The organism is Streptomyces antarcticus, assembly GCF_026627255.1.
GTDB classification, from domain to species: Bacteria; Actinomycetota; Actinomycetes; order Streptomycetales; family Streptomycetaceae; genus Streptomyces; species Streptomyces antarcticus.
The window spans coordinates 441,097-464,942 of record NZ_JAPNLM010000002.1 but is presented as its reverse complement, the minus strand read 5'-3'; the positions used below and the strand labels follow the sequence as shown (position 1 = coordinate 464,942).

Annotated in this window: 30 protein-coding genes, 1 tRNA gene and 1 pseudogene; 18 read left to right on the top strand and 14 right to left on the bottom strand. The window is 70.3% G+C overall.

Annotated elements, in window-relative coordinates; translation table 11 throughout:
• Positions 1-145 precede the first annotated feature (145 nt).
• Both OTB16_RS05865 and OTB16_RS05860 read left to right on the top strand, forming a co-directional pair.
• Positions 146-2,497 carry an immune inhibitor A domain-containing protein gene (locus OTB16_RS05865; RefSeq protein WP_267718829.1) on the top strand — a complete coding sequence of 784 codons (2,352 nt, stop codon included), beginning with the start codon at positions 146-148 and terminating at the stop codon, positions 2,495-2,497.
• A 116-nt stretch (positions 2,498-2,613) separates the two neighbouring features.
• The gene (locus OTB16_RS05860) at positions 2,614-2,928 is read left to right on the top strand and encodes a hypothetical protein (protein ID WP_267718765.1); all 315 of its coding nucleotides are present in this window, start codon (positions 2,614-2,616) and stop codon (positions 2,926-2,928) included.
• A gap of 56 nt (positions 2,929-2,984) precedes the next feature.
• Here OTB16_RS05860 and OTB16_RS05855 read toward each other — a convergent pair whose 3' ends face one another.
• Entirely contained in the window at positions 2,985-3,569 is a 585-nt protein-coding gene (locus tag OTB16_RS05855; protein WP_267718764.1) for an isochorismatase family protein, read from the bottom strand.
• 163 nt (positions 3,570-3,732) lie between these two features.
• Positions 3,733-5,061, bottom strand: a complete 1,329-nt coding sequence (locus tag OTB16_RS05850; RefSeq protein WP_267718763.1) for a nicotinate phosphoribosyltransferase — start codon at positions 5,059-5,061, stop codon at positions 3,733-3,735.
• An 80-nt stretch (positions 5,062-5,141) separates the two neighbouring features.
• Here OTB16_RS05850 and clpS point away from each other — a divergent pair, with 80 nt between their 5' ends.
• The 7 genes from clpS (at position 5,142) to OTB16_RS05820 (ending at position 10,007) form a co-directional block, all read left to right on the top strand.
• Positions 5,142-5,456, top strand: a complete 315-nt coding sequence (clpS, locus tag OTB16_RS05845; RefSeq protein ID WP_267718762.1) for an ATP-dependent Clp protease adapter ClpS — start codon at positions 5,142-5,144, stop codon at positions 5,454-5,456.
• Positions 5,456-6,058 carry a DUF2017 domain-containing protein gene (locus OTB16_RS05840; protein WP_267718761.1) on the top strand — a complete coding sequence of 201 codons (603 nt, stop codon included), beginning with the start codon at positions 5,456-5,458 and terminating at the stop codon, positions 6,056-6,058. The genes clpS and OTB16_RS05840 overlap by 1 nt, the downstream gene beginning before the upstream one ends.
• A gap of 389 nt (positions 6,059-6,447) precedes the next feature.
• Positions 6,448-7,917, top strand: coding sequence for an amino acid permease (locus tag OTB16_RS05835; protein WP_267718760.1), 1,470 nt, complete (start codon positions 6,448-6,450; stop codon positions 7,915-7,917).
• A gap of 147 nt (positions 7,918-8,064) precedes the next feature.
• Complete coding sequence (locus OTB16_RS05830) at positions 8,065-8,487, top strand: M67 family metallopeptidase (protein WP_267718759.1); 423 nt, start codon at positions 8,065-8,067, stop codon at positions 8,485-8,487.
• Positions 8,488-8,564: 77 nt separating this feature from the next.
• A complete protein-coding gene (locus tag OTB16_RS39210) occupies positions 8,565-8,672 on the top strand; it encodes a putative leader peptide (protein ID WP_311736929.1) in 108 nt (35 codons plus the stop codon).
• Between the two features lie 106 nt (positions 8,673-8,778).
• Positions 8,779-9,057, top strand: coding sequence for a MoaD/ThiS family protein (locus tag OTB16_RS05825; protein WP_267718758.1), 279 nt, complete (start codon positions 8,779-8,781; stop codon positions 9,055-9,057).
• On the top strand, positions 9,057-10,007 hold the full coding sequence (locus tag OTB16_RS05820; protein ID WP_267718757.1) for a PLP-dependent cysteine synthase family protein: 951 nt from the start codon (positions 9,057-9,059) through the stop codon (positions 10,005-10,007). Before OTB16_RS05825 ends, OTB16_RS05820 begins: the two co-directional genes overlap by 1 nt.
• A gap of 271 nt (positions 10,008-10,278) precedes the next feature.
• Here OTB16_RS05820 and OTB16_RS05815 read toward each other — a convergent pair whose 3' ends face one another.
• Complete coding sequence (locus OTB16_RS05815; protein ID WP_267718756.1) at positions 10,279-10,698, bottom strand: hypothetical protein; 420 nt, start codon at positions 10,696-10,698, stop codon at positions 10,279-10,281.
• Positions 10,699-10,913: 215 nt separating this feature from the next.
• On the opposite strand from OTB16_RS05815, the gene OTB16_RS05810 reads away from it, so the two are divergent.
• Positions 10,914-11,666 (top strand): MBL fold metallo-hydrolase, encoded by a 753-nt coding sequence (locus tag OTB16_RS05810; RefSeq protein WP_267718755.1) that lies wholly within the window; start codon positions 10,914-10,916, stop codon positions 11,664-11,666.
• Here the strand turns inward: OTB16_RS05810 and OTB16_RS05805 are convergent.
• The 4 genes and pseudogenes from OTB16_RS05805 to OTB16_RS05795 form a co-directional block, all read right to left on the bottom strand.
• Entirely contained in the window at positions 11,654-12,340 is a 687-nt protein-coding gene (locus OTB16_RS05805; RefSeq protein ID WP_476470158.1) for a DUF7916 family protein, read from the bottom strand. The two genes, OTB16_RS05810 and OTB16_RS05805, sit on opposite strands and share 13 nt — an antisense overlap.
• Positions 12,341-12,398: 58 nt before the next feature.
• A pseudogene (locus OTB16_RS39820) lies at positions 12,399-12,593 on the bottom strand (DUF7916 family protein); the annotation flags it as partial.
• A gap of 128 nt (positions 12,594-12,721) precedes the next feature.
• Entirely contained in the window at positions 12,722-13,993 is a 1,272-nt protein-coding gene (locus OTB16_RS05800; RefSeq protein WP_267718753.1) for a PTS transporter subunit EIIC, read from the bottom strand.
• A gap of 322 nt (positions 13,994-14,315) precedes the next feature.
• Entirely contained in the window at positions 14,316-15,617 is a 1,302-nt protein-coding gene (locus tag OTB16_RS05795; protein WP_267718752.1) for a PTS transporter subunit EIIC, read from the bottom strand.
• A 172-nt stretch (positions 15,618-15,789) separates the two neighbouring features.
• Between OTB16_RS05795 and OTB16_RS05790 the strand changes: the two genes are divergently transcribed.
• Positions 15,790-16,077 (top strand): PTS sugar transporter subunit IIB, encoded by a 288-nt coding sequence (locus tag OTB16_RS05790; RefSeq protein WP_267718828.1) that lies wholly within the window; start codon positions 15,790-15,792, stop codon positions 16,075-16,077.
• Positions 16,078-16,257: 180 nt separating this feature from the next.
• Here OTB16_RS05790 and OTB16_RS05785 read toward each other — a convergent pair whose 3' ends face one another.
• Genes OTB16_RS05785 through OTB16_RS39205 form a run of 4 tightly spaced genes read right to left on the bottom strand, consistent with a single transcriptional unit; the run spans position 16,258 to position 18,689 of the window.
• Complete coding sequence (locus tag OTB16_RS05785; RefSeq protein WP_267718827.1) at positions 16,258-16,908, bottom strand: class I SAM-dependent methyltransferase; 651 nt, start codon at positions 16,906-16,908, stop codon at positions 16,258-16,260.
• A gap of 13 nt (positions 16,909-16,921) precedes the next feature.
• A complete protein-coding gene (locus tag OTB16_RS05780; RefSeq protein WP_267718751.1) occupies positions 16,922-17,770 on the bottom strand; it encodes a helix-turn-helix domain-containing protein in 849 nt (282 codons plus the stop codon).
• 12 nt (positions 17,771-17,782) lie between these two features.
• The gene (locus OTB16_RS05775) at positions 17,783-18,307 is read right to left on the bottom strand and encodes a DUF6879 family protein (RefSeq protein WP_267718750.1); all 525 of its coding nucleotides are present in this window, start codon (positions 18,305-18,307) and stop codon (positions 17,783-17,785) included.
• Positions 18,279-18,689, bottom strand: coding sequence for a hypothetical protein (locus tag OTB16_RS39205; protein ID WP_324290771.1), 411 nt, complete (start codon positions 18,687-18,689; stop codon positions 18,279-18,281). The genes OTB16_RS05775 and OTB16_RS39205 overlap by 29 nt, the downstream gene beginning before the upstream one ends.
• On the opposite strand from OTB16_RS39205, the gene OTB16_RS05765 reads away from it, so the two are divergent.
• The 5 genes from OTB16_RS05765 to rdgB all read left to right on the top strand — a co-directional run bounded on the left by OTB16_RS05765 (position 18,667) and on the right by rdgB (position 21,417).
• Positions 18,667-18,945 carry a hypothetical protein gene (locus tag OTB16_RS05765; protein WP_267718749.1) on the top strand — a complete coding sequence of 93 codons (279 nt, stop codon included), beginning with the start codon at positions 18,667-18,669 and terminating at the stop codon, positions 18,943-18,945. The two genes, OTB16_RS39205 and OTB16_RS05765, sit on opposite strands and share 23 nt — an antisense overlap.
• Before the next feature lie 10 nt (positions 18,946-18,955).
• Positions 18,956-19,207 (top strand): tyrosine-type recombinase/integrase, encoded by a 252-nt coding sequence (locus OTB16_RS05760; RefSeq protein WP_267718748.1) that lies wholly within the window; start codon positions 18,956-18,958, stop codon positions 19,205-19,207.
• 201 nt (positions 19,208-19,408) lie between these two features.
• Complete coding sequence (gene rph / locus OTB16_RS05755) at positions 19,409-20,134, top strand: ribonuclease PH (protein ID WP_267718747.1); 726 nt, start codon at positions 19,409-19,411, stop codon at positions 20,132-20,134.
• A 160-nt stretch (positions 20,135-20,294) separates the two neighbouring features.
• Entirely contained in the window at positions 20,295-20,690 is a 396-nt protein-coding gene (locus OTB16_RS05750; RefSeq protein ID WP_267718746.1) for a hypothetical protein, read from the top strand.
• A gap of 109 nt (positions 20,691-20,799) precedes the next feature.
• On the top strand, positions 20,800-21,417 hold the full coding sequence (rdgB, locus tag OTB16_RS05745) for an RdgB/HAM1 family non-canonical purine NTP pyrophosphatase (RefSeq protein ID WP_267718745.1): 618 nt from the start codon (positions 20,800-20,802) through the stop codon (positions 21,415-21,417).
• Between the two features lie 54 nt (positions 21,418-21,471).
• Here the strand turns inward: rdgB and OTB16_RS05740 are convergent.
• The 3 genes from OTB16_RS05740 to bcp form a co-directional block, all read right to left on the bottom strand.
• A tRNA-Leu gene (locus OTB16_RS05740) sits at positions 21,472-21,555 on the bottom strand.
• Between the two features lie 43 nt (positions 21,556-21,598).
• A complete protein-coding gene (locus OTB16_RS39450; protein ID WP_420717627.1) occupies positions 21,599-21,757 on the bottom strand; it encodes an HNH endonuclease in 159 nt (52 codons plus the stop codon).
• A gap of 740 nt (positions 21,758-22,497) precedes the next feature.
• The gene (gene bcp, locus OTB16_RS05730) at positions 22,498-22,965 is read right to left on the bottom strand and encodes a thioredoxin-dependent thiol peroxidase (protein ID WP_267718744.1); all 468 of its coding nucleotides are present in this window, start codon (positions 22,963-22,965) and stop codon (positions 22,498-22,500) included.
• A 105-nt stretch (positions 22,966-23,070) separates the two neighbouring features.
• On the opposite strand from bcp, the gene OTB16_RS05725 reads away from it, so the two are divergent.
• Together OTB16_RS05725 and OTB16_RS05720 are read left to right on the top strand one after the other, a co-directional pair.
• Positions 23,071-23,391, top strand: coding sequence for a DUF3618 domain-containing protein (locus OTB16_RS05725; RefSeq protein WP_267718743.1), 321 nt, complete (start codon positions 23,071-23,073; stop codon positions 23,389-23,391).
• 83 nt (positions 23,392-23,474) lie between these two features.
• Entirely contained in the window at positions 23,475-23,777 is a 303-nt protein-coding gene (locus OTB16_RS05720; RefSeq protein WP_267718820.1) for a GroES family chaperonin, read from the top strand.
• Positions 23,778-23,846: the final 69 nt, after the last annotated feature.

Here is a 23,846-nt window from a genome sequence, read left to right as displayed (position 1 = left end):
TCACTTGAGACGCGCGCCGCGCGGAACCCCCCGCTCCTATGGAGAAGTTCCGACCTACGTCGCGGCCGCGGGAGGGGAACGACATCAAGTGACCAGCAACTCCGTCAGACGACGCGCGCTGCGCGCCGCTGCCGTCACCGTGACCATGGCCGCCTGTGCGACCAGCGTCACCTTCTTCAGCGTGAGCGCCGCCCAGGCCGAGCCCAGCCCGGTAGCCGCTCCGGCCGCCGACCGGCAGGACCCGACCGCCCCGGCCAAGGTGGTCGAGCACAACCTCAAGGGCCCGTTCAGCGAGCAGCAGGCGCAGCAGCGCAAGGCCGCCCTGGACCAGGTGCTGACCGGCAAGAAGGACGTCGAGCAGCGCGGCGCCTCCAAGGTCGTCAAGCTCGACGAGAAGAAGTACGTCGAGCTCGGCCGGGAGAAGACCGACAAGATCTTCACGATCCTCGTGGAGTTCGGCGACCAGGTCGACAACACGACCATGCACGACCCGGACGGTCCGGGCCCCAAGCCCGAGGCGCCCAAGTACGGCGGCACCCCCGGTCCCATGCACAACACGATCGCCCAGCCGGACCGGAAGCTGGACAACAGCACCGCCTGGCGCGCGGACTTCAGCCGCAGCTACTTCCAGGACCTGTACTTCGGTACCGGCAAGGGCAAGGACTCGCTGAAGACCTACTACGAGAAGACCTCCTCGGGCCGTTACTCGGTCGAGGGCGAGGTCTCCGACTGGGTGAAGGTCCCGTACAACGAGGCCCGTTACGGCTCGAACTACTGCGGCCAGACCAACTGCTCCAACGTGTGGGACACCGTCAAGGACGGCGTCCTCGCGTGGACGGAGGCCCAGAAGAAGGCCGGGAAGACCGACGCGCAGATCAAGGCGCTGCTGGCCCAGTACGACCTCTGGGACCGCTACGACTTCGACGGCGACGGCAACTTCAACGAGTCCGACGGCTACATCGACCACTTCCAGATCGTCCACGCGGGCGAGGACGAGTCGGCCGGCGGCGGCGTGCAGGGCACCACCGCGCTGTGGGCCCACCGCTGGTACGCCTACGGCACCAGCGCGGGCAAGACCGGCCCGGCGAACAACAAGGCCGGCGGTACCCAGATCGGTGACACCGGCATCTGGGTCGGCGACTACACGATGCAGCCCGAGAACGGCGGCCTCGGCGTCTTCGCGCACGAGTACGGCCACGACCTGGGCCTGCCGGACCTCTACGACACCTCCGGTGGCGGCGAGAACGGCGTCGGCTTCTGGTCCCTGATGTCGGCGGGCTCCTGGCTCGGCAAGGGCAAGGACTCCATAGGCGACCTCCCGGGCGACATGACCGCCTGGGACAAGCTCCAGCTGGGCTGGCTGAACTACGACAAGGCGAAGGCCGCGACGAAGTCCACCCACAAGCTGGGCGTCTCCGCGTACAACACCAAGGACAAGCAGGCGCTGGTCGTCGAGCTGCCCAAGAAGAAGGTCCAGACCGACGTCGTCGCTCCCGCCGAGGGTTCCTCGCAGTGGTGGAGCAACATGGGTGACGACCTCAAGAACACCCTCACCCGGTCGGTCGACCTGACCGGCAAGAAGTCCGCCGCCCTGTCCCTCAAGGGCTGGTGGGACATCGAGGCCGAGTACGACTACCTCTACACCGAGGTGTCCACCGACGGCGGCGCCAACTGGACCGCCCTCGCGGGTACGGCCGACGGCGTGGCCCTCCCGGCCGACGCGGGCGGCAGCCCCTCGCTGACCGGTGTCTCGGGTACCTGGAAGTCGCTGAACTTCCCGCTCGACGCCTACGCGGGCAAGAAGGTCGACGTCCGCTTCCGCTACCAGACGGACGGCGGCGCGGGCGGCAAGGGCTTCACGGCCGACGCCGTCAACATCACCGCGGACGGCTCCACCGTCTTCGCCGACGGCGCCGAGAACGGCGACAACGGCTGGACCGGCAAGGGCTTCTCCCGCATCGGCGCCGGCTTCACCAAGGAGTACGCGCAGTACTACCTGGCCGAGAACCGCCGCTACGTGTCGTACGACTCCACCCTGAAGGTGGGCCCGTACAACTTCGGATTCGGCAACACCCGTCCGGACTGGGTCGAGCACTACCCGTACCAGGACGGTCTGCTGATCTGGCAGTGGGACACCTCCCAGAAGGACAACAACACCAGCCAGCACCCGGGCCAGGGTCTGATCCTGCCGGTCGACGCCAACGCCAAGCCCATGAAGTGGGCGGACGGCACGCTGCTGCGGAACAAGATTCAGCCGTACGACGCGACGTTCAGCGCCTACTCGACGGACGCGTTCACGCTGCACAAGAACGGCGAGGAGCTCTTCGTCAAGCCGAAGCCCACGAACCTGGTCTTCGACGACCGCAAGGGCAAGTACTACTACGACGAGAACCCGACCGGCTCCGTGAAGGTCACTGACACCAACACGAAGATCAAGATCCTCAAGGAGGCCTACGACGGTCTCCAGATGACGGTCGAAGTGGGTCCCTCCAAGTAGTTTTCCAGCCAAACCGCAGGTCAAAGCATGATCGGCCGTCGCCCTCTAGCGGGCGGCGGCCGTTCGCGTTTAGATGCACGGGCTGAGTTTTCTTATTGACGGGGGAGCTGAAGATCATGCCCGGTGGAGGTTTCGTCAGATTGCCAGGCGGCAGCGTGGTGGTCGCGCTCACGCTGCCGAGGCCGTCATCCGGCGACGGCGGCGACGGTGGGAGCGTCCGCGTGCTGGTGCACGCCGCGAACCGGGCCCGCGCCCTGACCAGGCTGCGGAACCTCGGAATGCGCGCGGTGTACCTGCGGGGCAACGCCCGCCCCCCGACCCCGGACGAGGTCACGGCCGTCCTGCACCACCCGGACGGCCTGCTGTGGCGCTGTGCCCCCGACGTGGCGGAGGAGCTCTGGCACCCGATCCGGGCCCTGCTCGGCCGCTAGGGGGTGTCTTCACCCTCGTTCCCGGGGGTGGCGGGCGGCCCCGGGAACGGCCGGGGTCAGCCGCCGGCCAGCTCCACCCCGGCCGCGCGGAGCTCGTCCAGGGCGCGGGCGGTGGTGTGCGGGGCTACGGCGGCCGTCAGGTCGAGCAGGACGCGGGTGGTGAAGCCGGCGCGGGCCGCGTCGAGGGCGGTGGCCTTCACGCAGTGGTCGGTGGCGATCCCGACCACGTCGACCTCGGTCACGTTCCGGTCCCGCAGCCAGCGGTCGAGCGTGACGCCGTTCTCGTCGGCCCCCTCGAACCCGCTGTACGCGGCCTCGTGGGCGCCCTTGTCGAAGACGGCGGCGACGGCTCCGGACGCCACGGCGGGCGCGAAGTTCGGGTGGAAGCCGACGCCCTCGGTCCCCGCGACGCAGTGCACGGGCCAGGACGTCTCGAAGTCGGGCAGGGCCGGGGGGCGTGCGAAGTGGGCGCCGGGGTCGATGTGGTGGTCGCGGGTGGCGACGACGTGCCGGTACCCGGGCGTGGCCTGGCCTATCAGCTCGGTGACGGCGGCGGCGACATCGGCCCCGCCGGTGACCGCGAGGCTGCCGCCTTCGCAGAAGTCGTTCTGTACGTCGACGACGATCAGTGCGCGGTGCATGGCGCGTGCCCTTCGGTTCGTGGTGGTGTGCGGGGTGGGGCCGGGGCCCGCGAGGCTCCTCCCCCACCCCGCCCCTTCCCGAAACCGGGGGCCCGACCCGGCCGACGGGCCCCGGGCGCGGGGGCGACGTACGCGGTGGGGGTCAGACGTACGCGGCGGGAGGTCAGACGTACTCGGTGGGGAGCACGGCCTCGCCCCGAGAGAGCTGCGTCGCGGACAGCGGCAGGCCGGCCAGGACCGTCCGGTGGCGGTCGCGGGCGGTCTCCAGCGGCTCGCGCGCGATCACCTCGCCCGCCTTGACCAGCTGGGTCAGCAGCTGGTGGTCGGCCAGCGCCGCCGGGACCGGCCCCAGGCCCACGACCTCCGCCTCGGCGACGCCCTCGGCGTCGACCCGGCGGGCCGCCCACTTGCGGCCGCCCAGGGAGGTCTTGCCGCCCGAGGACTTCTTCGCCACCGGGGCCAGCGCCGCCTTCGGGTCCGCCGAGGTGGCCCGCGCCACCAGCTTGTAGACCATCGAGCACGTGGGGTGGCCGCTGCCCGTCACCAGCTGCGTGCCGACCCCGTACGCGTCCACCGGCGCCGCCGCCAGCGAGGCGATGGCGTACTCGTCCAGGTCCGAGGTGACCACGATCTTCGTCGCGGTGGCCCCCAGCTCGTCCAGCTGCTGGCGGACCCGGTGGGCCACCAGCAGCAGGTCGCCGGAGTCGATGCGCACCGAGCCCAGGTCCGTCCCGGCGATGTCGACGGCCGTGCGGACGGCCTCGGCGACGTCGTAGGTGTCCACCAGCAGCGTCGTGCCCCGGCCCAGCGAGGCGACCTGCGCGGTGAACGCGTCGCGCTCGCTGTCGTGGACCAGGGTGAAGGCGTGGGCGCTGGTGCCGACCGTGGGGATGCCGTACCGGAAGCCGGCCGCCAGGTCCGAGGTCGAGGTGAAGCCGCCCACGTACGCGGCCCGCGCCGCGGCCACCGCCGCCAGTTCGTGCGTGCGCCGGGCGCCCATCTCGATCAGCGGGCGCGCGCCCGCCGCCGAGGACATCCGGGAGGCGGCCGCGGCGATCGCCGAGTCGTGGTTCAGGATCGACAGGATCACGGTCTCCAGCAGCACGCACTCGGCGAAGCTGCCCTCGACGCGCAGGACGGGAGAGCCGGGGAAGTAGACCTCGCCCTCCGGGTAGCCCCAGATGTCGCCGGAGAAGCGGTAGGAGGCCAGCCAGTCGAGCGTCCGCATGTCGACGACGGCCCGCTCGCGCAGGAACTCCAGCACGGCGCCGTCGAAGCGGAAGTTCTCCACCGCGTCCAGCACCCGGCCGGTGCCGGCGACGACCCCGTAGCGGCGCCCCTCGGGCAGCCGCCGGGTGAATACCTCGAAGACCGAGCGGCGGTCGGCGGTGCCGTTCGCCAGGGCGGCCTGCAGCATCGTGAGCTCGTAATGGTCCGTGAAGAGCGCTGTCGACGGCACGTCCACCGGCAGGCCCAGGTCCGCAGGGTTCATGGCTGGGATGCTAGCGCACATTTCGTCAGAGTGACGAGATGTACGGCCCGTTTGTGCGACGGGCCCCCGGCAGTGGCAGCATGGGACGAGTGAGTGTTGCTCCTGTAGAGATCGAACGCACCGAATCGGCCGAAGAGACCTTCGCGGTCCCCGACCCCGACGTCCCCTGGGTGACCTTGGTGCACAACGACCCGGTCAACCTCATGAGCTACGTGGCGTACGTGTTCCAGGCGTACTTCGCCTATTCCAAGGACAAGGCGCACAAGCTGATGCTGGACGTCCACCACAAGGGGCGGGCGGTCGTCTCCAGCGGCACCCGCGAGGAAATGGAGCGCGACGTGCAGGCCATGCACGGCTACGGCCTGTGGGCGACCCTGACGCAGGACCGCGGCTGATGGGGGGCACGTTCGAGACCCGCAAGGGCGGCGGCGCCGCCATCGCGCTCGACGAGATCGAGATCTCCATCCTGCGCTCGCTGGCCGTCCAGCTGCTGGAGCTGATCGGCCCCGGCGCCCCGGAGCCCGCCGAGGACGCCGACCCGCTGGCCGCGCTGTTCGCCGAGGGCCCCTCCGAGCCCCCGTCCGACCCGGCGCTGGCCCGGCTCTTCCCCGACGCGTACGGGGCTCCCGGCGGAGCCGCCGAGGCGGGCGTGGACGCGGCCGAGCTGACGGCCCGGGCGGCGGAGTTCCGCCGCTTCACCGAGAACGACCTGCGCGCCCGCAAGCGCGAGGACGCGCTCGCCGTCGTGCGCAGCCTGGACGGGCTCACCCCGGCCGGTGACGGGGCGGCGGTGCTGGAGCTGGCGGGGGAGCTGCCGCTGCGCTGGCTCGGCGCGCTCAACGACCTGCGCCTGACGATCGCGGCCCGCCTGGACATCACCGAGGACGACGAGAGCGCGGTGCTGTTCCGGCTGCCGGACGACGATCCGCGCAAGCCGATGGTGATGGCGTACCTGTGGCTCGGCGGGCTTCAGGAGACCCTCATCGAAACCCTCTGAGGCGGCGGGCTCCCCGCGGCCTCCGGAGATCGTCCGGAGATCGTCCGGAGGGCCCAAGAAGATCCTCAGAAGATCCTCAAGGACGGACGGCGTTCGCTCAGTGGACGCTCAAATCCGGATAACGATCAGATCACCGCGATGCGGTGATCTGACGTGTTCCGGGGTCCATGTCCTGAATTTCCCGTGGCCCGTGTCACATCCGCCTGCCTCGATCACCCGTAAGCCCGTGATAAATCTTCACGACCGCCGCCGGGACGCCACCCATGTCCCGCGGCCTGCTTGAACCGGCGGACCGCCGGCGTGCAACTCCATCCGTATCCGGGGGGATCGAGGACCCGATCCGCAGCCTGTAGAGGGCGCGGGTCGGCGTGGAGAAAGGCGCACCAGACATGACCTCTGTGCAGGTCGAGCAGCACGGCAAGACGCCCGGCGAGGGCACGCGGGGCGAGGGCGACGGCGAGGGTTACCACCGCGCGCTCGGGGCCCGGCAGATCCAGATGATCGCGATCGGCGGGGCCATCGGCACCGGCCTGTTCCTGGGAGCGGGCAAGGCCATCTCCAAGGCCGGCCCGAGCCTGATCCTGGCCTACGCCATCGCGGGCCTGGTCATCTTCTTCATCATGCGGGCCCTGGGTGAGCTCCTCATGTACCGCCCCGTCTCCGGTTCCTTCTCGGACTACGCCCGCGAGTTCCTGGGCCCGTTCTGGGGGTACGCGACTGGCTGGACGTACTGGCTGTTCTGGGTGGTCACCGGCATCACCGAGGTCACCGCGGCCGCGAAGTACATGTCGTACTGGACCGATGACAGCTTCCCGCAATGGGCGTACGCGCTGATCTTCACGGTCATCCTCTACGGCGCCAACCTGATCTCCGTGAAGCTCTTCGGCGAGCTCGAGTTCTGGTTCTCCATGGTCAAGGTCACCGCCATCGTCGGCATGATCCTGATTTGCGCCGGCATCCTCACCATCGGCTTCTCCGACGCCGCCGCGACCGCGTCCGTCTCCAACCTCTGGAACGACGGCGGGTTCTTCCCCAAGGGCATCGGCGGCACGCTCATGACCCTGCAGATCGTGATGTTCGCCTTCCTCGCGGTCGAGCTGGTCGGCGTCACCGCCGGCGAGTCCAAGGACCCCGAGAAGACCCTCCCCAAGGCCATCAACACCGTGCCGTGGCGCATCGCCGTCTTCTACGTCGGCGCGCTCGTCATGATCCTGTCGGTCGTCCCGTGGACGCACTTCCAGCCCGGCGTCTCGCCCTTCGTCGCCGCCTTCGAACGCATGGGCCTCGGCGTCGGCGCCGCGATCGTCAACTTCGTCGTCCTGACCGCCGCGCTGTCGTCCTGCAACTCGGGCATGTACTCCACCGGCCGCATGCTGCGCGACCTCGCGCTCAACGGCCAGGGCCCGAAGGTCTTCACCAGGCTCACCAAGAGCGGCACCCCGCTCATCGGCACCACCTTCTCCGCCGCGCTGATGCTGGTGGGCGTCTGGATCAACTACGTCGCCCCGGGCAAGGCCTTCGACTACGTCGTCTCCTTCGCCACCATCTCCGGCATGTGGGCCTGGATCATGATCCTGGTCTGCCAGATCAAGTACCGCGCCAAGGCCGACCGCGGCGAACTGCCGCAGTCGACCTTCCGGGCCCCCGGCGCCCCGTGGACCAGCTGGTTCTCCCTGCTGTTCATCGGCATGGTCATCGTCATGATGGGCGTCGACAAGGACTCCCGGGTGTCGCTGTACTGCGCCCCGCTGTGGGGCCTGCTGCTCGGCGTCTCCTACCTGGTCCTGAAGTCCCGCAACCCGCAGGGCGCCGCCTTCAACAAGGTCTCGCGGCCCTCGCAGACCTCCGAGTCCTCGTAGCCGCACCGCCGACCGTGGTTCCCGGCCGCCTGCCGCGGCCGGGAACCACACTCCCGACACCCCGCCCCCCGGGCGGTGTGTCCATCATTCGGGCCCTCCCGTACCGCCCCTCGGTACGGGAGGGCCCGTCTGCTTATCCTGTCGCTCATGCTGACCCTCACCCAGGCCCTCTACGACCAGATCGTCGGGCACGCCCGCCAGGACCACCCCGACGAGGCCTGCGGCATCGTGGCCGGGCCGGCCGGCACCGACCGCCCCGAGCGGTTCGTCCCGATGCTCAACGCGGCCCGCTCGCCCACGTTCTACGAGTTCGACTCGAAGGACCTGCTGAAGCTCTACCGCGAGCTGGACGACCGTGACGAGGACCCGGTGATCGTCTACCACTCGCACACCGCGACCGAGGCCTACCCCTCGCGCACCGACGTCACCTACGCGAACGAGCCCGGCGCCCACTACGTCCTGGTCTCGACGGCGGACCAGGACGGCCTCGGAGAGTTCCAGTTCCGCTCGTACCGGATCGTCGGCGGAGTGATCCGCGAGGAAGAAGTACAGGTCGTCACGGCCTACTGATCAGTATGTGAGCCGCTGGCGTCCACGATGCGGGATCACACTCCAAACCGGTGACCGGGAATCGTTAACATGACCGCATGGTTTCCCACGACGTGAGCATCGAGACGCCCGGCAGGCTGCTGCTCGTGGCGCGGCTGCACGTCGACCTGTGCCGCCTCGCCAGTGCCATCTGTCCTGCTGCCTGAGCACCGCACCGCCCCGTCGCGCGAGGGGCACCAGAACCGCGCGCCCCGCATCGACGCCCCACGCCCCCGCACGATCTCTCAGATCCTCACGACACAGGAGCCCGCCATGGCCATCGAGGTCCGCATCCCGACCATCCTCCGCACCTACACCGACGGCGAGAAGGCCGTGTCGGGCCAGGGCACGACGCTGTCCGAGCTGTTCTCCGACCTGGAGACCCGTCACAAGGGCATCGAGGAGCGCATCGTCGACGGCGGCAAGCTGCGCCGCTTCGTGAACGTCTACCTCAACGACGAGGACGTCCGCTTCCTGGACGGCATCTCCACCGCCCTCAAGGACGGCGACAGCGTCACCATCCTCCCGGCCGTGGCCGGCGGATCGAAGTAATGCGCTACGACTCCCCGCTGGCCGCGGTCGGCAACACGCCGCTGGTCCGGCTGCCCCGGCTGTCGCCCTCGGACGAGGTGCGCATCTGGGCCAAGCTGGAGGACCGCAACCCGACCGGCTCGATCAAGGACCGCCCCGCGCTCCACATGGTCGAGCAGGCCGAGAAGGACGGCCGGCTGCACCCCGGCTGCACCATCCTGGAGCCCACCTCGGGCAACACCGGGATCTCCCTGGCGATGGCGGCCAAGCTCAAGGGCTACCGCATCGTCTGCGTGATGCCGGAGAACACCTCGCAGGAGCGCCGGGACCTTCTGAAGATGTGGGGAGCCGAGATCATCCCCTCGCCGGCGGCGGGCGGGTCCAACACCGCGGTCCGGGTGGCCAAGGAACTGGCGGCCGAGCACCCGGACTGGGTGATGCTCTACCAGTACGGCAACCCGGACAACGCGGGCGCGCACTACGCCACGACCGGCCCGGAGATCCTCGCCGACCTCCCGTCGATCACCCACTTCGTGGCGGGCCTGGGCACGACCGGCACCCTGATGGGCGTCGGCCGCTACCTGCGCGAGCACGTCGAGGGCATCAAGATCGTCGCGGCCGAGCCGCGGTACGACGACCTGGTCTACGGCCTGCGGAACCTCGACGAGGGCTTCGTCCCGGAGCTGTACGACGCCTCCGTGCTGACCACCCGCTTCTCGGTGGGCTCGGCGGACGCCGTCACCCGCACCCGGGAGCTGCTCCAGCAGGAGGGCATCTTCGCGGGCGTCTCGACGGGCGCGGCGCTGCACGCGGCGATCGGCGTCGGCCGCAAGGCGGTGGCCGCGGGCGAGACGGCGGACATCGTGTTCGTCGTGGCCGACGGGGGCTGGAAGTACCTGTCCACCGGCGTGTACACGGCCGCGACGACGGAGGAGGCCATCGAGGCCCTCCAGGGCCAGCTCTGGGCCTGACGCCGTACGCCTCGCGGCGGGCCGGGGTACGGGCGGGCCGGGGGTACGGCGCGCCCGCGGCGGGCCGGCCGGTCGGTGCGGGGCGGTGGCCTGACGGCACCCCCGGTGCCCCCGCCGCCCCGGGCGCTGCCCGGACCCCCGGCCCGGCTCCCAGGCCCCCGGGCGCTGCCCGGACCCTGGTCCGCTCCTTGACGGGGGTGGGGCCCAAGCCCCGGGGCTCCGCCCCGGACCCCGCGCCTCAAACGCCGGCGGGGCTGGATGTGTGCGCGGATCACCGGCCGCCTCCCAGTCCCTTGACCTCGTCCCACACCGCCGGGTCCAGCACCCCCGCCCGGTCGCGGAACTCCCACACCGACACCTCCGCCGGCCGGTCCGCCTCCAGGTAACCCGCCCGGCCCTGCGCCCCCACGGTTCCCGGCGGCAGCGGGATCACCCCGGCGCGCCGGTCGTCGTACTTGCCCGTGATCCACGCGACCCGCGCCCGGTGGCCCCGTACCGGCCCCGCCGACAGGACCAGGCACAGCCGGCCGTCCGCCAGGCGCCACAGCTCGCCCGCCCGCGGCCGCGGCGGCGTACCCGTCCCCTGCGCGGGCGGGGCCCGGCGGGGGAGTCCCAGCCGTCCTCCGGCGACCAGCACCACCAGCGCGACGGCCACGACCGCGGCCACCCCGGGCCACCAGGAGGTGTCCATGTTTCGACCGTAGCCGGGTGGGAAGGCCCCGGCACGGCAGGGGACACCCGGCCGTGGCAACGTCCGTGCCCACCGTCGCTCCCCCGGGTGACAGCGCAGGTGATTCCCCCCACAACGGCCCGCAGCGGAGGAGCGACCCGACGCTCCGCGCCTTACGCTCGACCCACGCACGGCCCGCATTCCGTCCACGGACCGTCCACGGAGGTTCACGCTCCATGAAGCTCACCGTCGTCGGCTGTTCGGGCTCGTTCCCGTCCGCGGAATCGGCCTGTTCGAGCTACCTCGTCGAGGCCGACGGCTTCCGGCTGCTCCTCGACATGGGCAACGGCGCTCTCGGCGAACTCCAGCGCCACTGCGGTCTCTACGACCTCGACGCGATCTTCCTGAGCCACCTGCACGCCGACCACTGCATCGACATGTGCGCGTACTTCGTCGCCCGCTTCTACCGGCACGAGGGCGGCCGCTGCCCCGCCCTGCCCGTCTACGGCCCCGAGGGCACCGAGAGGCGCCTGACCACCGCCTACGACGACGTACCCGACGAGCGCTCGATGAGCGAGGTCTTCGACTTCCGCACCCTGAAGTCCGGCACCTTCGACATCGGCCCCTTCCGGGTCCGCACCGAGCGGGTCAGCCACCCGGTCGAGTCGTACGGCATCCGCGTCGAGCACGGCGGCCGCTCGCTCACCTACTCCGGTGACACCGGCGCCTGCCCCGAGCTGGGCCTGCTCGCCGAGGGCACCGACCTGTTCCTGTGCGAGGCCTCCTTCACCCACGGCAAGGAGGACGTCCCGGACCTCCACCTCAACGGCCGCGAGGCCGGCGAGTACGCCCGCGGCGGCGACGTCGGCCGGCTCGTCCTCACGCACATCCCGCCGTGGACAGACGCCGAGCGCAACCTCGCCGACGCCCGTGCCGTCTACGGCGGCCCCGTCGACGTCGCGTACGCGGGCGCCGTCTACGAGGTCTGAGGCCCGGGCCCGTCGCCGGACACCGCCGGCCAGGCCGCCGCGTGCCGGGCGTGCCGGCCGCCGAGCGCCATCCGGTTCCAGGTGTGGCGGCGGCCGCGGATCGCCACCGAGTACGCGTACATGACCTCGGGGTCGCACATCCCCGGGATGTAGGAATCCCCGAAGTGGTGCGCGTCGAAGCCCGCCTCCTTGGCGTTCAGCGCAAGCTGCGGCACCACGTTCGCGTGGCTGCCCTCCTGGCTGGTGCCGATCGCAGCCCTCACGATCACGCCCGCGTCCTGCACCGCGGCCACCGCCGTCGCGGCCAGCTCCCGGGTCACCCCGGGCAGCGTCCCGGGCAGCGGCATGACCACGCCGTCCGCGCCCGCGTCGACCAGCGCCGTCAGCCGCGCGGTGGTGATCCGCTCCGGGTGCCCGGCGTGGTGCATCTTCCCCGACCACAGGGCCGCGTCGTCGCCCAGCCCCCGGCGCAGCTCGTCGGTGACCCGGGCCATGGCCCCGTACGAGCCGCCCGTGCCTGGGTTCGCCGTGATGCACAGCAGGGCCGCGCCCATGCCGACGAGCCGTTTGGCGTACTCGGGCTTCGCGCGCCGGATCTCCGGCACGTCGCCGGGCTCCAGGTTCACGCCGACGGGCCGGCCGATGACCCGGGCCAGCTCGGTGAAGGAGGTGATACTCGCCCAGCCCCGGCAGCCGCAGCCGCTCGCCGTCCCAGGCCCGCTCGATCAGGTTCAGTACGACGACGTCCGCGCCGAAGGCGGCGACCAGCTCGGCGTTGTGCACGCCGCTCCCGTCGGGGTGCGGGGACAGCGCGGCGCGCTCGGCGAACACCTCGGCGACCATGGTCCGCCCCTCGGCGGCGGCCACGGCCCGGGTCAGGGCGCGCCCGCGCAGGGCGGCGAGCCGGTCGCGGTCGAGGTCGAGGATGCGGGGCTGTGCGGGGGAGTCATGTCTTCCACGCTAGGGAACGCGGGCAGGCCGAAGCCCCTGCCTTTCGTAGGGAAAGGCAGGGGCTTCGGTCCTGAAATGCCGGGTGCGGCGGGTGGGGCTGAGGCTTACTTCGCCTCGGCCTTCGCCAGCTCGGCGAGCTCCTCGTCGGACTCGCGGCCCGGGGTGGGGAGGTTGAACTTGGTGATGGCGAAGCGGAAGACGAAGTAGTAGACCACCGCGAAGCAGAGGCCGACGCCCGCCAGCATCCAGGGCTTCTCGGCGATGCCCAGGTTGAGGGCGAAGTCGACGAGGCCGGCGGAGAAGCCGAAGCCGTCGCGCATACCGAGGGCCCAGGTCAGGGCCATGGAGACACCGGTGAGGACCGCGTGGATCGCGTAGAGCACCGGGGCGATGAACATGAAGGTGAACTCGATGGGCTCGGTCACACCGGTCACGAAGGAGGTGAGGGCGAGCGAGAACATCATGCCGCCGACGACCTTGCGGCGCTCGGGGCGGGCGCAGTGGACGATCGCGAGGCAGGCCGCCGGGAGGGCGAACATCATGATCGGGAAGAAGCCGGTCATGAACTGTCCGGCGGACGGGTCACCGGCGAGGAAGCGGGCGATGTCGCCGTGGACGGCGCCGTTGGCGGTGTCGTACGAACCGGCCTGGAACCACGGGAAGGAGTTCAGCAGGTGGTGCATGCCGATCGGGATGAGCGCGCGGTTGGCGACACCGAAGATGCCGGCGCCGACGGCGCCCGAACCGGTCAGCCACTCACCGAAGTTGTGCAGGCCGGTGCCGAGGACCGGCCAGATCAGACCGAAGACGATGCCGGCGAGCAGACCCGCGAGGGCGGAGAGGATCGGGACGAGGCGGCGGCCGCCGAAGAAGCCCGCCCAGTCCGGCAGCTTGGTCCGGTAGAACTTCTGGTAGAGCAGCGCGGTGATGATGCCCATCACGACACCGCCGAGCACACCGGCGTTGACCGGGGCGTCGACGTTGACGATCTTACCGCCGACGACCTTGGCGACCTGGGGCAGGTTGCTGTCGGTGAAGGTGGCGAGGACCTTCTGGAAGACCAGGTAACCGGTGACGGCGGCCAGCGCCGTGGAACCGTCGGACTTCTTGGCGAAGCCGATCGCGATGCCGACGGCGAACAGCAGCGCCATGTTGTCGAGGATCGCGCCACCACCGGCGGCCATGTACCCGGCGATCTTCAGGATGAAGGTCGGGAACACGTCCTTGTCGCCGAGCATGTCGTCGGCGCCCAGGCGGAGCAGGAGCGCGCCGGCGGGCAGCACGGCAACGGGGAGCATGAGGCTCCGGCCGATGCGCTGCATGACGGCCATCACGCCAGCGCCCTTCTTGGTTTCCGCAGCGGTCGCTGTGGACATGTGGTTCCTCCAGTGGGCAAGGCGCCGCCAGGGGACAAGGAAACTGGGGATGGCGACGTCTCAGAAAGGTGGACCGCAGGGGCCGGACAAGCCCGCATGGTCTACACCAATAAGTGGTGTAGACCAGTTGTAACACGGTGAGGGTTAGATAAGGAACCTTCAATTTCCTGTGGTCTGCGCCACATCTCGCCGGGACGGGCCGCGTGTCCGCGGCCCCGGACCTCCGGACAGGGCGAAGGCCCCCGGATCCAGGGATCCGGGGGCCTCCACCACAGGGCCCGAAGGCCCGTCACGCTAGGCGCACGCCTCCATCACGGCTCGGCTACGCCCGCGTGTTCTCGGCCTCCATCGCCTCGATCTCCTCGTCCGACTCCCGGCCCGGGGTCGGGATGTCGAACTTCGTGATCGCGAAGCGGAACACCGCGTAGTAGACGACCGCGAAGCACAGGCCGATCGGAATGATCATCCAGGGCTTCGTGGCCAGGCTCCAGTTGATGACGTAGTCGATCAGGCCGGCCGAGAAGCTGAAACCGTCGTGCACGCCCAGCGCCCACGTCACCGCCATCGACACACCCGTCAGCAGCGCGTGGATCACGTACAGCAGCGGCGCCACGAAGAGGAACGAGTACTCCAGCGGCTCCGTGATGCCCGTGACGAACGAGGTCAGGCCGACCGACAGCATGAGCCCGCCCACCTCCTTGCGCCGCAGCGGCTTGGCGCAGTGGGTGATGGCCAGGGCCGCCGCCGGGAGGGCGAACATCATGATCGGGAAGAAGCCCGAGAGGAACTGCCCGGCGTTCGGGTCGCCCGCCAGGAACATCGGGATGTCACCGTGCACCACCTGGCCGTCCGGCTTGGTGAAGCTGCCGAACTGGAACCACACCGGCACGTTCAGGAACTGGTGCAGGCCGATCACCAGCAGCGCGCGGTTCGCGATGCCGAAGATTCCGGCGCCCCACGAACCCAGACCCACCAGCCAGTCCGAGAAGCTCTCCAGCGCGCCGCCGATCGGCGGCCACACCCACAGGCACAGCACGGCGAACGCGATGGCGACGAACGTCATGATGATCGGCACCAGCCGGCGGCCGTTGAAGAAGCCGAGCCAGTCGACCAGCTTCACCCGGTGGTAGCGCTGCCAGAACCAGGCGGCCAGCAGGCCCATGATGATGCCGCCGAAGACCCCCGGGTTCTGGAAGGCGTACTCGGCGAAGGTGTCGTCCGCCCCCAGGCAGCCGCCCCCGATGTCCCTCGTCCCCTCGGGGCAGGCCAGGGGGAACGCCCGCAGCACGCTCCGGTAGACCAGGAAGCCCACCACCGCGGCGAGCGCCGTGGAGCCGTCCGCCTTCTTGGCCATCCCGATCGCGACGCCGACGCAGAAGAGGAGGGGGAGGCCGAGGTCGGCGTTCAGCAGGGCGCCGCCCGCGCTCGCCATCACCTTCGCGACGTCGTTCCAGCCCAGACCGTCCTTGCCGAACACGTCGTCCTGGCCGAGCCGGTTCAGGATGCCCGCCGCCGGCAGGACGGCGATCGGCAGCTGCAGGCTCCGCCCCATCTTCTGCAGTCCCTGGAACAAGCCGTTCCACCACTTTCGCTGTGGCACTCCCGCTGCGCTGCTCGCGCTCATCGGCGTCCTCCCTGACCGGCCCGTTTTTGGCAGCCGCAACACTTGCGGCACACTGGTGTAGACCAGTTGTGGGCAGGTTGCTGCTGATCATCATGATTCGGCAGAGACCGGGCACGCGCCCGTGAAGATGGGCCAACCGTGAGTTACCGTGACGAAGCGGACCACGCGGCACATTCCACGTACTGGCCGCCGAGACTCGTTCTTCGTAACACTCAGGGAGACACACATGGCCACCAAGGCTGAGAAGATCGTCGCCGGGCTCGGCGGTATCGACAACATCGAAGAGGTCGAGGGCTGCATCACCCGCCTCCGCACCGAGGTCAAGGACCCCAGCCTCGTCGACGAGGTCGCGCTGAAGGCCGCCGGCGCCCACGGCGTCGTCAAGATGGGCACCGCGATCCAGGTCGTCATCGGCACCGACGCCGACCCGATCGCCGCCGACATCGAAGACATGATGTGAACGACCTGATCGTCTGATCAGCGGCGGAGGGCCCGCGCAGTGCTCCGACCTGCGCGGGTCCTTCTGTTTTGTTCTGGAGAGGCACGGCAAGATCCGGCTTGATCCGGATTCCATGTGTACGCGATGCGTACGCGCAAGGGCCCCACGCCATCGCTGTCGGTGTGGGGCCTTCGACGCGGGTCAGGGCCGGACGGCCGACACGATCAGGGTGCCGATGTGGCCAGGCGTGGGGGCGTCGATCTCCCGGGCCTCCACCTCGGTGAACCCGGCGGCGGTCAGGAACTCCTCCCACTCCTTGGGACGGTAGCTGTAGCGGTAGGTGAACGTCGCGGGCCCCGCGAACCCGCCCTTGTACATGCCCTGCGGGCCGTAGGCGCCGGGGATGGCCGGGGGCTGGGAGAACAGGAACCGGCCGCCCGGGTTGAGCGAGGCCAGCACGAGGGGGAAGAGGCGGGCGGGGTCTGTGAACCAGGCGGCACCGAAGATCGAGTAAACGGCGTCGTAGGTCGTCTTCCCGCCCGCGAGGTGGGCCAGGACCTCGGCGCACACGAACTCGGCCCCCAGATGGCCGTATCGCCGGTTGGTTTCCTCCACCGCGACGGGGGACAGGTCCACGCCGGTCACCTTGACGCCGTTGCCGCAGAGGTAGGCGGCGGAGCGTCCGGTGCCGGATCCGATCTCCAGGGCCGTGGCGGGGTCACCGAGGAGCGAGGGGCCGGGGTCGGCGGGGTGGTCGGCGTACTGGGTCCACCGGAAGACACCGCCTCCCTCGCGTCGTCCGTGAGACCACGCTAGGAGCGGCCGGTACTCAAGTCCCGCCCGGTTCCACAGAGTTCCACGCGGATCACTCCAGGGCGTCAATGGCGGCCGTGATGCACGCCCGCGCCCCGGCCCCGTACACGGCCAGCTTCGAGAACTTCGAGAACGCGCGCAGGTACTGCCCGACCTCGGACGGGGCGGTGACGGTCACCCGCGCGGTCAGCAGCTCTACCGACGCCTGCTCCTCGTCGAAGAGGCTGAAGGTCTCCAGGCCCCACATGCGGCGGTCGGCGGTGAAGGGGATCACCCCGAGCGACACCGAGGGAAGGGCCATGACCGACAGCAGATAGCCCAGCTGTCCGGCCATCACCTCCGGGCCGCCGATGCGGTGCCGCAGTACGCCTTCCTCCACCAGCAGGGCGAAGCGGTGGTCACCTTCGCGGATCACCCGGGACCGGTCCATCCGTGCTGCGACCGCTTCATCGACGTCGTTGGGCAGGCGCCGGAAAGCCGAGATGGAGCCCAGCAGCGCACGGGCGTAGCCGTCCGTCTGGAGCAGCCCGGGCACGACGTTGGAGCAGTACACCCGGAAGGTCCGGGTGCGCTCGTACAGCGGCACCTTGGAGGCTTGCAGCCGGGCGAGGCCGGTGCGCTGGAGCCGCCACCACTCGACATGCATCGAATCCGCCGAGCGGGAGGAGGCGATCAGATCCGGCGCCCGGTCCTCCGCGCCGCAGGCGGCGCACCATGCCCGGATGTCGGCGTCCGAGGGCGGCGTGACGGCGTTCTCCAGCCGCGAGACCTTCGACTTGTACCAACCGGCCGAGGCCGCGAGATCGGCCCCGGACAGGCCCGCGTCATGGCGGATCTCCCGAAGCCTCTCGGCGACGGCCTTCCGCGCGGCCTGGACGCTCGATGACGGGGAAACGGGCATGGTGCGCTGGTGTCAGATCCTGTACTCCGTGTGCGGGACCGCACGCTCCCACACGGCCGCGAACGCGTCCGCGCACAGCTTGGCCACGTCCGGCTCACTCGTCCACGTATGACCGGTCAGCGTTCCCTCACCGTCGAAGTGACCGAACCTGACCCACGTTCCGTCGAACAGCCAGAAGTCATTCCCGGGCAGGGCGATCTCTGAAGCCAGTCGGCGGGGCAGCCACCGGACATCCTCACCGGCCGCGATGTTGGTGCACGTCCCGTCGTACTCGTACCGGATGTACTCGCTCACCGGCTCCGACACGATCCGGGCCCGCCGGACCGGGACACCCCGGGCGACGGCGTCGGCCACCATGCCGTGAAACGGCCGCCACCAGGATTCACGGTCGGCGAGGTCCGGCCGGTGTCCGGCCCGCCATGCTGCGATCCGCGTGTCCTCGCCCTCGACGCCGTAGCGGTCCCACATCTCCAGGTGCACCGCCGAGTGCTGGCACCCGGCCAGCAGCTCAGCGAACGTCGGTTCGCTCCGCGACATCACACGCCTCCCTGATCGCCTTGATCATGCTGGCCGGCAGGCGTACGACACTCTCACCCTCCGGTACCGGGCCGTCCTTCAGGCACCGCTCCACGGTGACGGCGTCCGCGTCCCACCCCTGCACCACAAGCTGACCGCTCTGGTCGTCGACCCACACCGTCGGACAGTTGTCGTCATCCGAATTGGGGTCTTTGGCGATGAACACTAGTGCCACGTCGATCTCCGATCGCTCCGAGTTCCACACCGTTCCACGACCCTCACCCTGCCGGGGAGGAGCGTCAAGGGCGCACGATGGCGAGGAAGTTGCATAGACCGAAAGGATCGTCGTCCGGTTGTCCTCATGCCCTGTCGTCTGCCGGATGAGCGACAGCATTCCGGTCATCAAGATCTACGATCCCGCTACCAACCATGGCAACGTCCTGACCTTCGACTACCCGAACGGGGCGTACGTGGAGGTCGAGAGGCTGAAGGAGCGGGAAGACCCGGACGACGCGGATTCGGAAGCCCTCTTCCAGATCACCGTCTACGCGTCCTCCCCGGAGACCGACGAAGACGCTGTCATCGTCGCCAACGAGTACCGAATCAACGCGCGGCGCATGACCGAGGCCCTGGCGCAGTGGCGGACGATCCTGGGATAACCCGCTTAACTTGAAGGCACGTTCATCGGTAGCCGGTGCCGCCCTGGACGGGCAGAAGTCGGCGATCACCCCAAAGGGCCTGCGCGACACTGCCGCCTCCCTCGCGGTGGCGTCCGGCGCCAACGTGAAGGACGTCCAGCGGATGCTCGGCCACAAGTCGGCGGCCCTGACCCTGGACGTGTACGCGGTGCTGTGGCCGGAGGGTCTGCACACCGTCGCGTCCAAGCTGGATGCCGCCCGCGCCGTGGCCCTGGCGGCCTAGGTCCACCTGTACGCCATCCGTACGGGAAGGACCCTCCCCGATCCTTTCCCCATGCTGATCAGCACGTCTGTCCGGTGGGTGTCACCGACATGATGTGATCCGGACCCACTGACCGGACCCACCCCAGCACCACCGAAGACCCCGCCCCCCACCCCCCGGGCGGGGTCTTCGCGCACCCCCGCAGGGACTAGGCTCGGAGCCATGTCTCGCATCGACGGCCGTACGCCCGAACAGCTCCGCCCGGTCACCATCGAACGCGGATGGAGCAAGCACGCCGAGGGCTCCGTCCTCATCTCCTTCGGCGATACCAAGGTCTTCTGCACCGCCTCCTTCACCGAAGGCGTCCCGCGCTGGCGCAAGGGCAGCGGCGAAGGCTGGGTCACCTCCGAGTACTCGATGCTGCCCCGCTCCACCAACACCCGCGGCGACCGTGAATCCGTACGCGGCAAGATCGGCGGCCGCACCCACGAGATCTCCCGCCTCATCGGCCGGTCGCTGCGCGCCGTCATCGACTACAAGGCGCTCGGCGAGAACACCATCGTCCTGGACTGCGACGTCCTCCAGGCCGACGGCGGCACCCGCACCGCCGCCATCACCGGCGCGTACGTCGCCCTCGCGGACGCCGTCGCCTGGGGCCAGAAGAAGAAGCTGATCAAGGCCGGCCGCAAGCCCCTCACCGGCACCGTCGCCGCCGTCAGCGTCGGCATCGTCGACGGCGAGCCCCTCCTCGACCTCTGCTACGAGGAGGACGTGCGCGCCGAGACCGACATGAACGTGGTCTGCACCGGCGACGGCCGCTTCGTCGAGGTCCAGGGCACCGCCGAGGGCGAGCCCTTCGACCGCAAGGAACTGAACGCCCTCCTCGACCTCGCCACCGGCGGCTGCGCGGACCTCGAGGCCATCCAGCGGAGCGCGCTGGATCTGTAGGCGGCAACCGCCGGGCCCGGCCCGGCGTCTACGCCGGTACGGGCGCGCGGTGTCGAAGCCGTGCGCCCGTCCGCGTACCCGCGCATACGCGTACCTGCGCACCCGCGCACCGCGCACCCGATGTCCACGTCCACGTATCCGAGTTCCTGGGGGACCCGAAGTGAAGCCGATCAAGCCGAAGTACCGCATCGCCGCCGTGGCCGTCGCCGCGGCCCTGGTCATACCCGGCCTCTCCGCCTGCGACGCCATCTCCACGGCGATGGACTGCGCCAGCACGGCGGTGGCCATCACGGACGGCGCGAACGACCTCCAGCAGGCCGTCTCCCAGGCCGGCAACAGCCCCCAGGACGCCCAGAACGCGCTCGACGCGATCGAGGCCAACCTGAAGAAGATCGGCGACCAGACGGACAACGCCGACCTGGGCAAGGCCATCGACTCGATGGAAGCGGCGGTCACCAACGTCCGCACCTCGATCGAGAGCGGCGACGCCACCCCGGACATCCAGCCGGTCGCCGACGCGGCGAGCGAAATCTCCAAGGTCTGCACCCCGGGCTGACGCGGCCGGCGCGGGTAGCGCGGTGCCGCGGCGCGGGCCCGGGCCGCGCGGGCCCCGGCACGGGCCCCGGCCCCCGGCACGGGTCGCGCGGGCCGGAATAATGGCGGGCATGACCTCCACGCCCAGCCGCCTCATCCTCGCCACCCGCAACGCGGGCAAAGTCACCGAACTCCGCGCGATCCTGTCCGACGCCGGCCTGCCGCACGAGCTGGTCGGCGCGGACGCGTACCCCGAGATCCCGGACGTGAAGGAAACCGGCGTCACCTTCGCCGAGAACGCCCTCCTCAAGGCCCATGCCCTGGCGCAGGCCACCGGCCTGCCGGCCGTCGCCGACGACTCCGGCCTGTGCGTGGACGTCCTGAACGGCGCCCCCGGCATCTTCTCCGCCCGCTGGGCCGGCGCCCACGGCGACGACGCCGCGAACCTCGCGCTCCTGCTCGCCCAGCTCGGCGACATCGCCGACGAGCACCGCGGCGCCCACTTCTTCTGCGCGGCCGCCCTGGCCCTCCCGGACGGCACCGAGCGCGTCGTCGAGGGCCGCCTCCTCGGCACCCTGCGCCACACCCCGGCGGGCACGGGCGGCTTCGGCTACGACCCGGTCCTCCAGCCGCTCGGCGAGTCCCGCACGTGCGCGGAACTGACGGCGGCGGAGAAGAACGCCATCTCCCACCGCGGCCAGGCCTTCCGCGCCCTGGTCCCGGAGGTCCGTGAACTGCTGGGCGGCTGACGCCCGGTACGACGAGGGCCCCGTACGCAACTGCGTACGGGGCCCTCGTCCCTGTGCGGTCGGAGGGACTCGAACCCTCAAGGGATTTCTCCCACAACTACCTAAAAGTTGCGCGTAGGCCAATTCCGCCACGACCGCAATGAACCGCCCCAATTCAGACATCGGGTCGGCTCGGCTGCGGTCATTCTATGGCCGCTCCCGTTCGCTGTGCGACCGACTTGCCCCGGCGGTTTCCGCACCAGGTGTCGGTCAGCGCATGGCAATTGGGGCACAGGAGGCGGAGGTTCTCCCGCCGGTCATCGCTTCGGTCGCCGTTGACGTGATCGACCTCCAGCGTCATCGGGCGTCCGAACCACTCGGGTGGTGTACCGCACCGGTCGCAGCGCTCGGGGACGCCGGTCTCCCGCAAGGCCCTCCGGAGCAGATGCGTACGGGTTCGCCCTTGCGCTTCGCGCTTGACGAGGATCTCCGCGGCGGGTCTGGTGGCCGCGGTGCCCGGTCGGCCGCGCTGATGGGCCTGTCCGAGGAAGTGCGCAGTCGAGAGCGACTCCTCCCGTATCCACTGGTGCAGCTTCCGGCGCTGGGTGCCGTTGTCGGGTCGGCCGAGGCGCCGCAGGGTCTCCGCCAGCGAGCGGGAGGCCGCGACCGCGGCGTCGAGCTCGGCGCGGTCCGGAGGGGACGCCCCGGCGGAGCCGCGTCGAGCTCGACGCCGCGGCCACGGCCTCCGCCAGCACCTCCCTGGTCCACTTCACGCCCTCGCGCTCGAAGTGGGCGACGTCCACGCCCAGCCGTCGCATGCGCAGGTGCAGGTACTGCCTCCGGGACCGGTTCTCCGGGTCCACCCCCAGTCGCTTCAGCGCCTCGGACAGCGTCCGGGCCCCCTGTGCCGCCTCCGTCAGGCGTTCCTTCGTGTACGGGCTGACCGGCATCCCGCCCCCCTCATTTTCGTCGTCCGGCCACGCGTGCGGCCCTCGTACGGAGTAACGGGTCGGGGGGCAGGCGGTTACGGGGAGTACGGGCGGATAAGCGCAGCGGCCCGCACCGGGGGTGCGGGCCGCGTCGTCGGGGGAAGAGGGCGGGTCAGATGCCCAGGTCCTTGATGATCTTCGCTACGTGGCCGGTGGCCTTGACGTTGTAGAAGGCGTGCTCGACCTTGCCGTCCTCGTCCACGACCACCGTGGAGCGGATCACCCCGGTCACCGTCTTGCCGTACAGCTTCTTCTCGCCGAAGGCGCCGTACGCCGTCAGGACGCCCTTCTCGGGGTCGCCGACCAGGGTGACCTTCAGGTGTTCCTGCTCGCGGAACTTCGCCAGCTTCTCCGGCTTGTCGGGGGAGACGCCGATGACGTCGTAGCCCGCCGTCGCCAGGACGTCCAGGTTGTCCGTGAAGTCGCAGGCCTGCTTCGTGCAGCCCGGCGTCAGGGCGGCCGGGTAGAAGTAGACGATCACCTTGCGGCCCTTGTGGCCGGCGAGCGAGACCTCGTTGCCGTCCGCGTCGGGCAGGGTGAAGGCGGGGGCGGTGTCGCCCGGCTGGAGTCGCTCGCTCATGTCAGACAGTCTCCTCGGGAGGGGATCGGTACGGCATGAGCCTAAGCTGACAGAGTGTCCACGACGGATCATGCCCAGAGACCACACGACGACGGAGGCAGCGCGGTGCCGGAAGCCAGGACCCCCGCACAGATCGAGGCGGACATCGTCCGCCGCCGCGAGCAGCTCGCCGAGACGCTCGACGAGATCGGTGTGCGCATGCACCCGAAGACGATCATCGGGGACGCGAAGGCCAAGGTCGCCTCGACGGTCGACCACACCGCCGGGCGCGCCTACGTCTCGGTGAACCGTCTGGTGACGGACGTGACGAGCCGGTTCCGCGACGAGGACGGGGCTCCGCGTGTCGAGCGGATCGTGCCCGTCGCGCTGCTGGCGGTCGGTGTCGTCGGCCTGCTCGTGGTGTCGGCGCGCCGCAAGCGCCGGTGACCCCTGCGGCGTACGGGGTGCGTGCGGGCGGGTAGGTTCGGGGCGTGAGCGAGAAAACCACCCACGACAAGCTGCCCATCCGCATGCTGCACGACCGCGTGCTCGTGAAGTCCGATCTGCCGGAGGGCGAGCGCCGCTCGGGCGGCGGCATCCTCATCCCGGCGACCGCCGCGGTGGGCAAGCGGCTGGCCTGGGCCGAGGTGGTCGCGGTCGGGCAGAACGTGCGGGGTGTCGAGCCCGGCGACCGGGTGCTGTACGACCCGGAGGACCGGGCCGAGGTGGAGGTGCGGGGTGCGACGTACGTGTTGATGCGCGAGCGCGACCTGCACGCCGTGGCCGCCGAGCGGCTGGAGGGGGCGGAGGACTCCACGGGGCTGTACCTCTAGGGAGCGGACGACGGGCGGTGTGCGGGGGCGGTGACCAGGGTCACCCGCCCCCCACCCCCCCCGATTCAA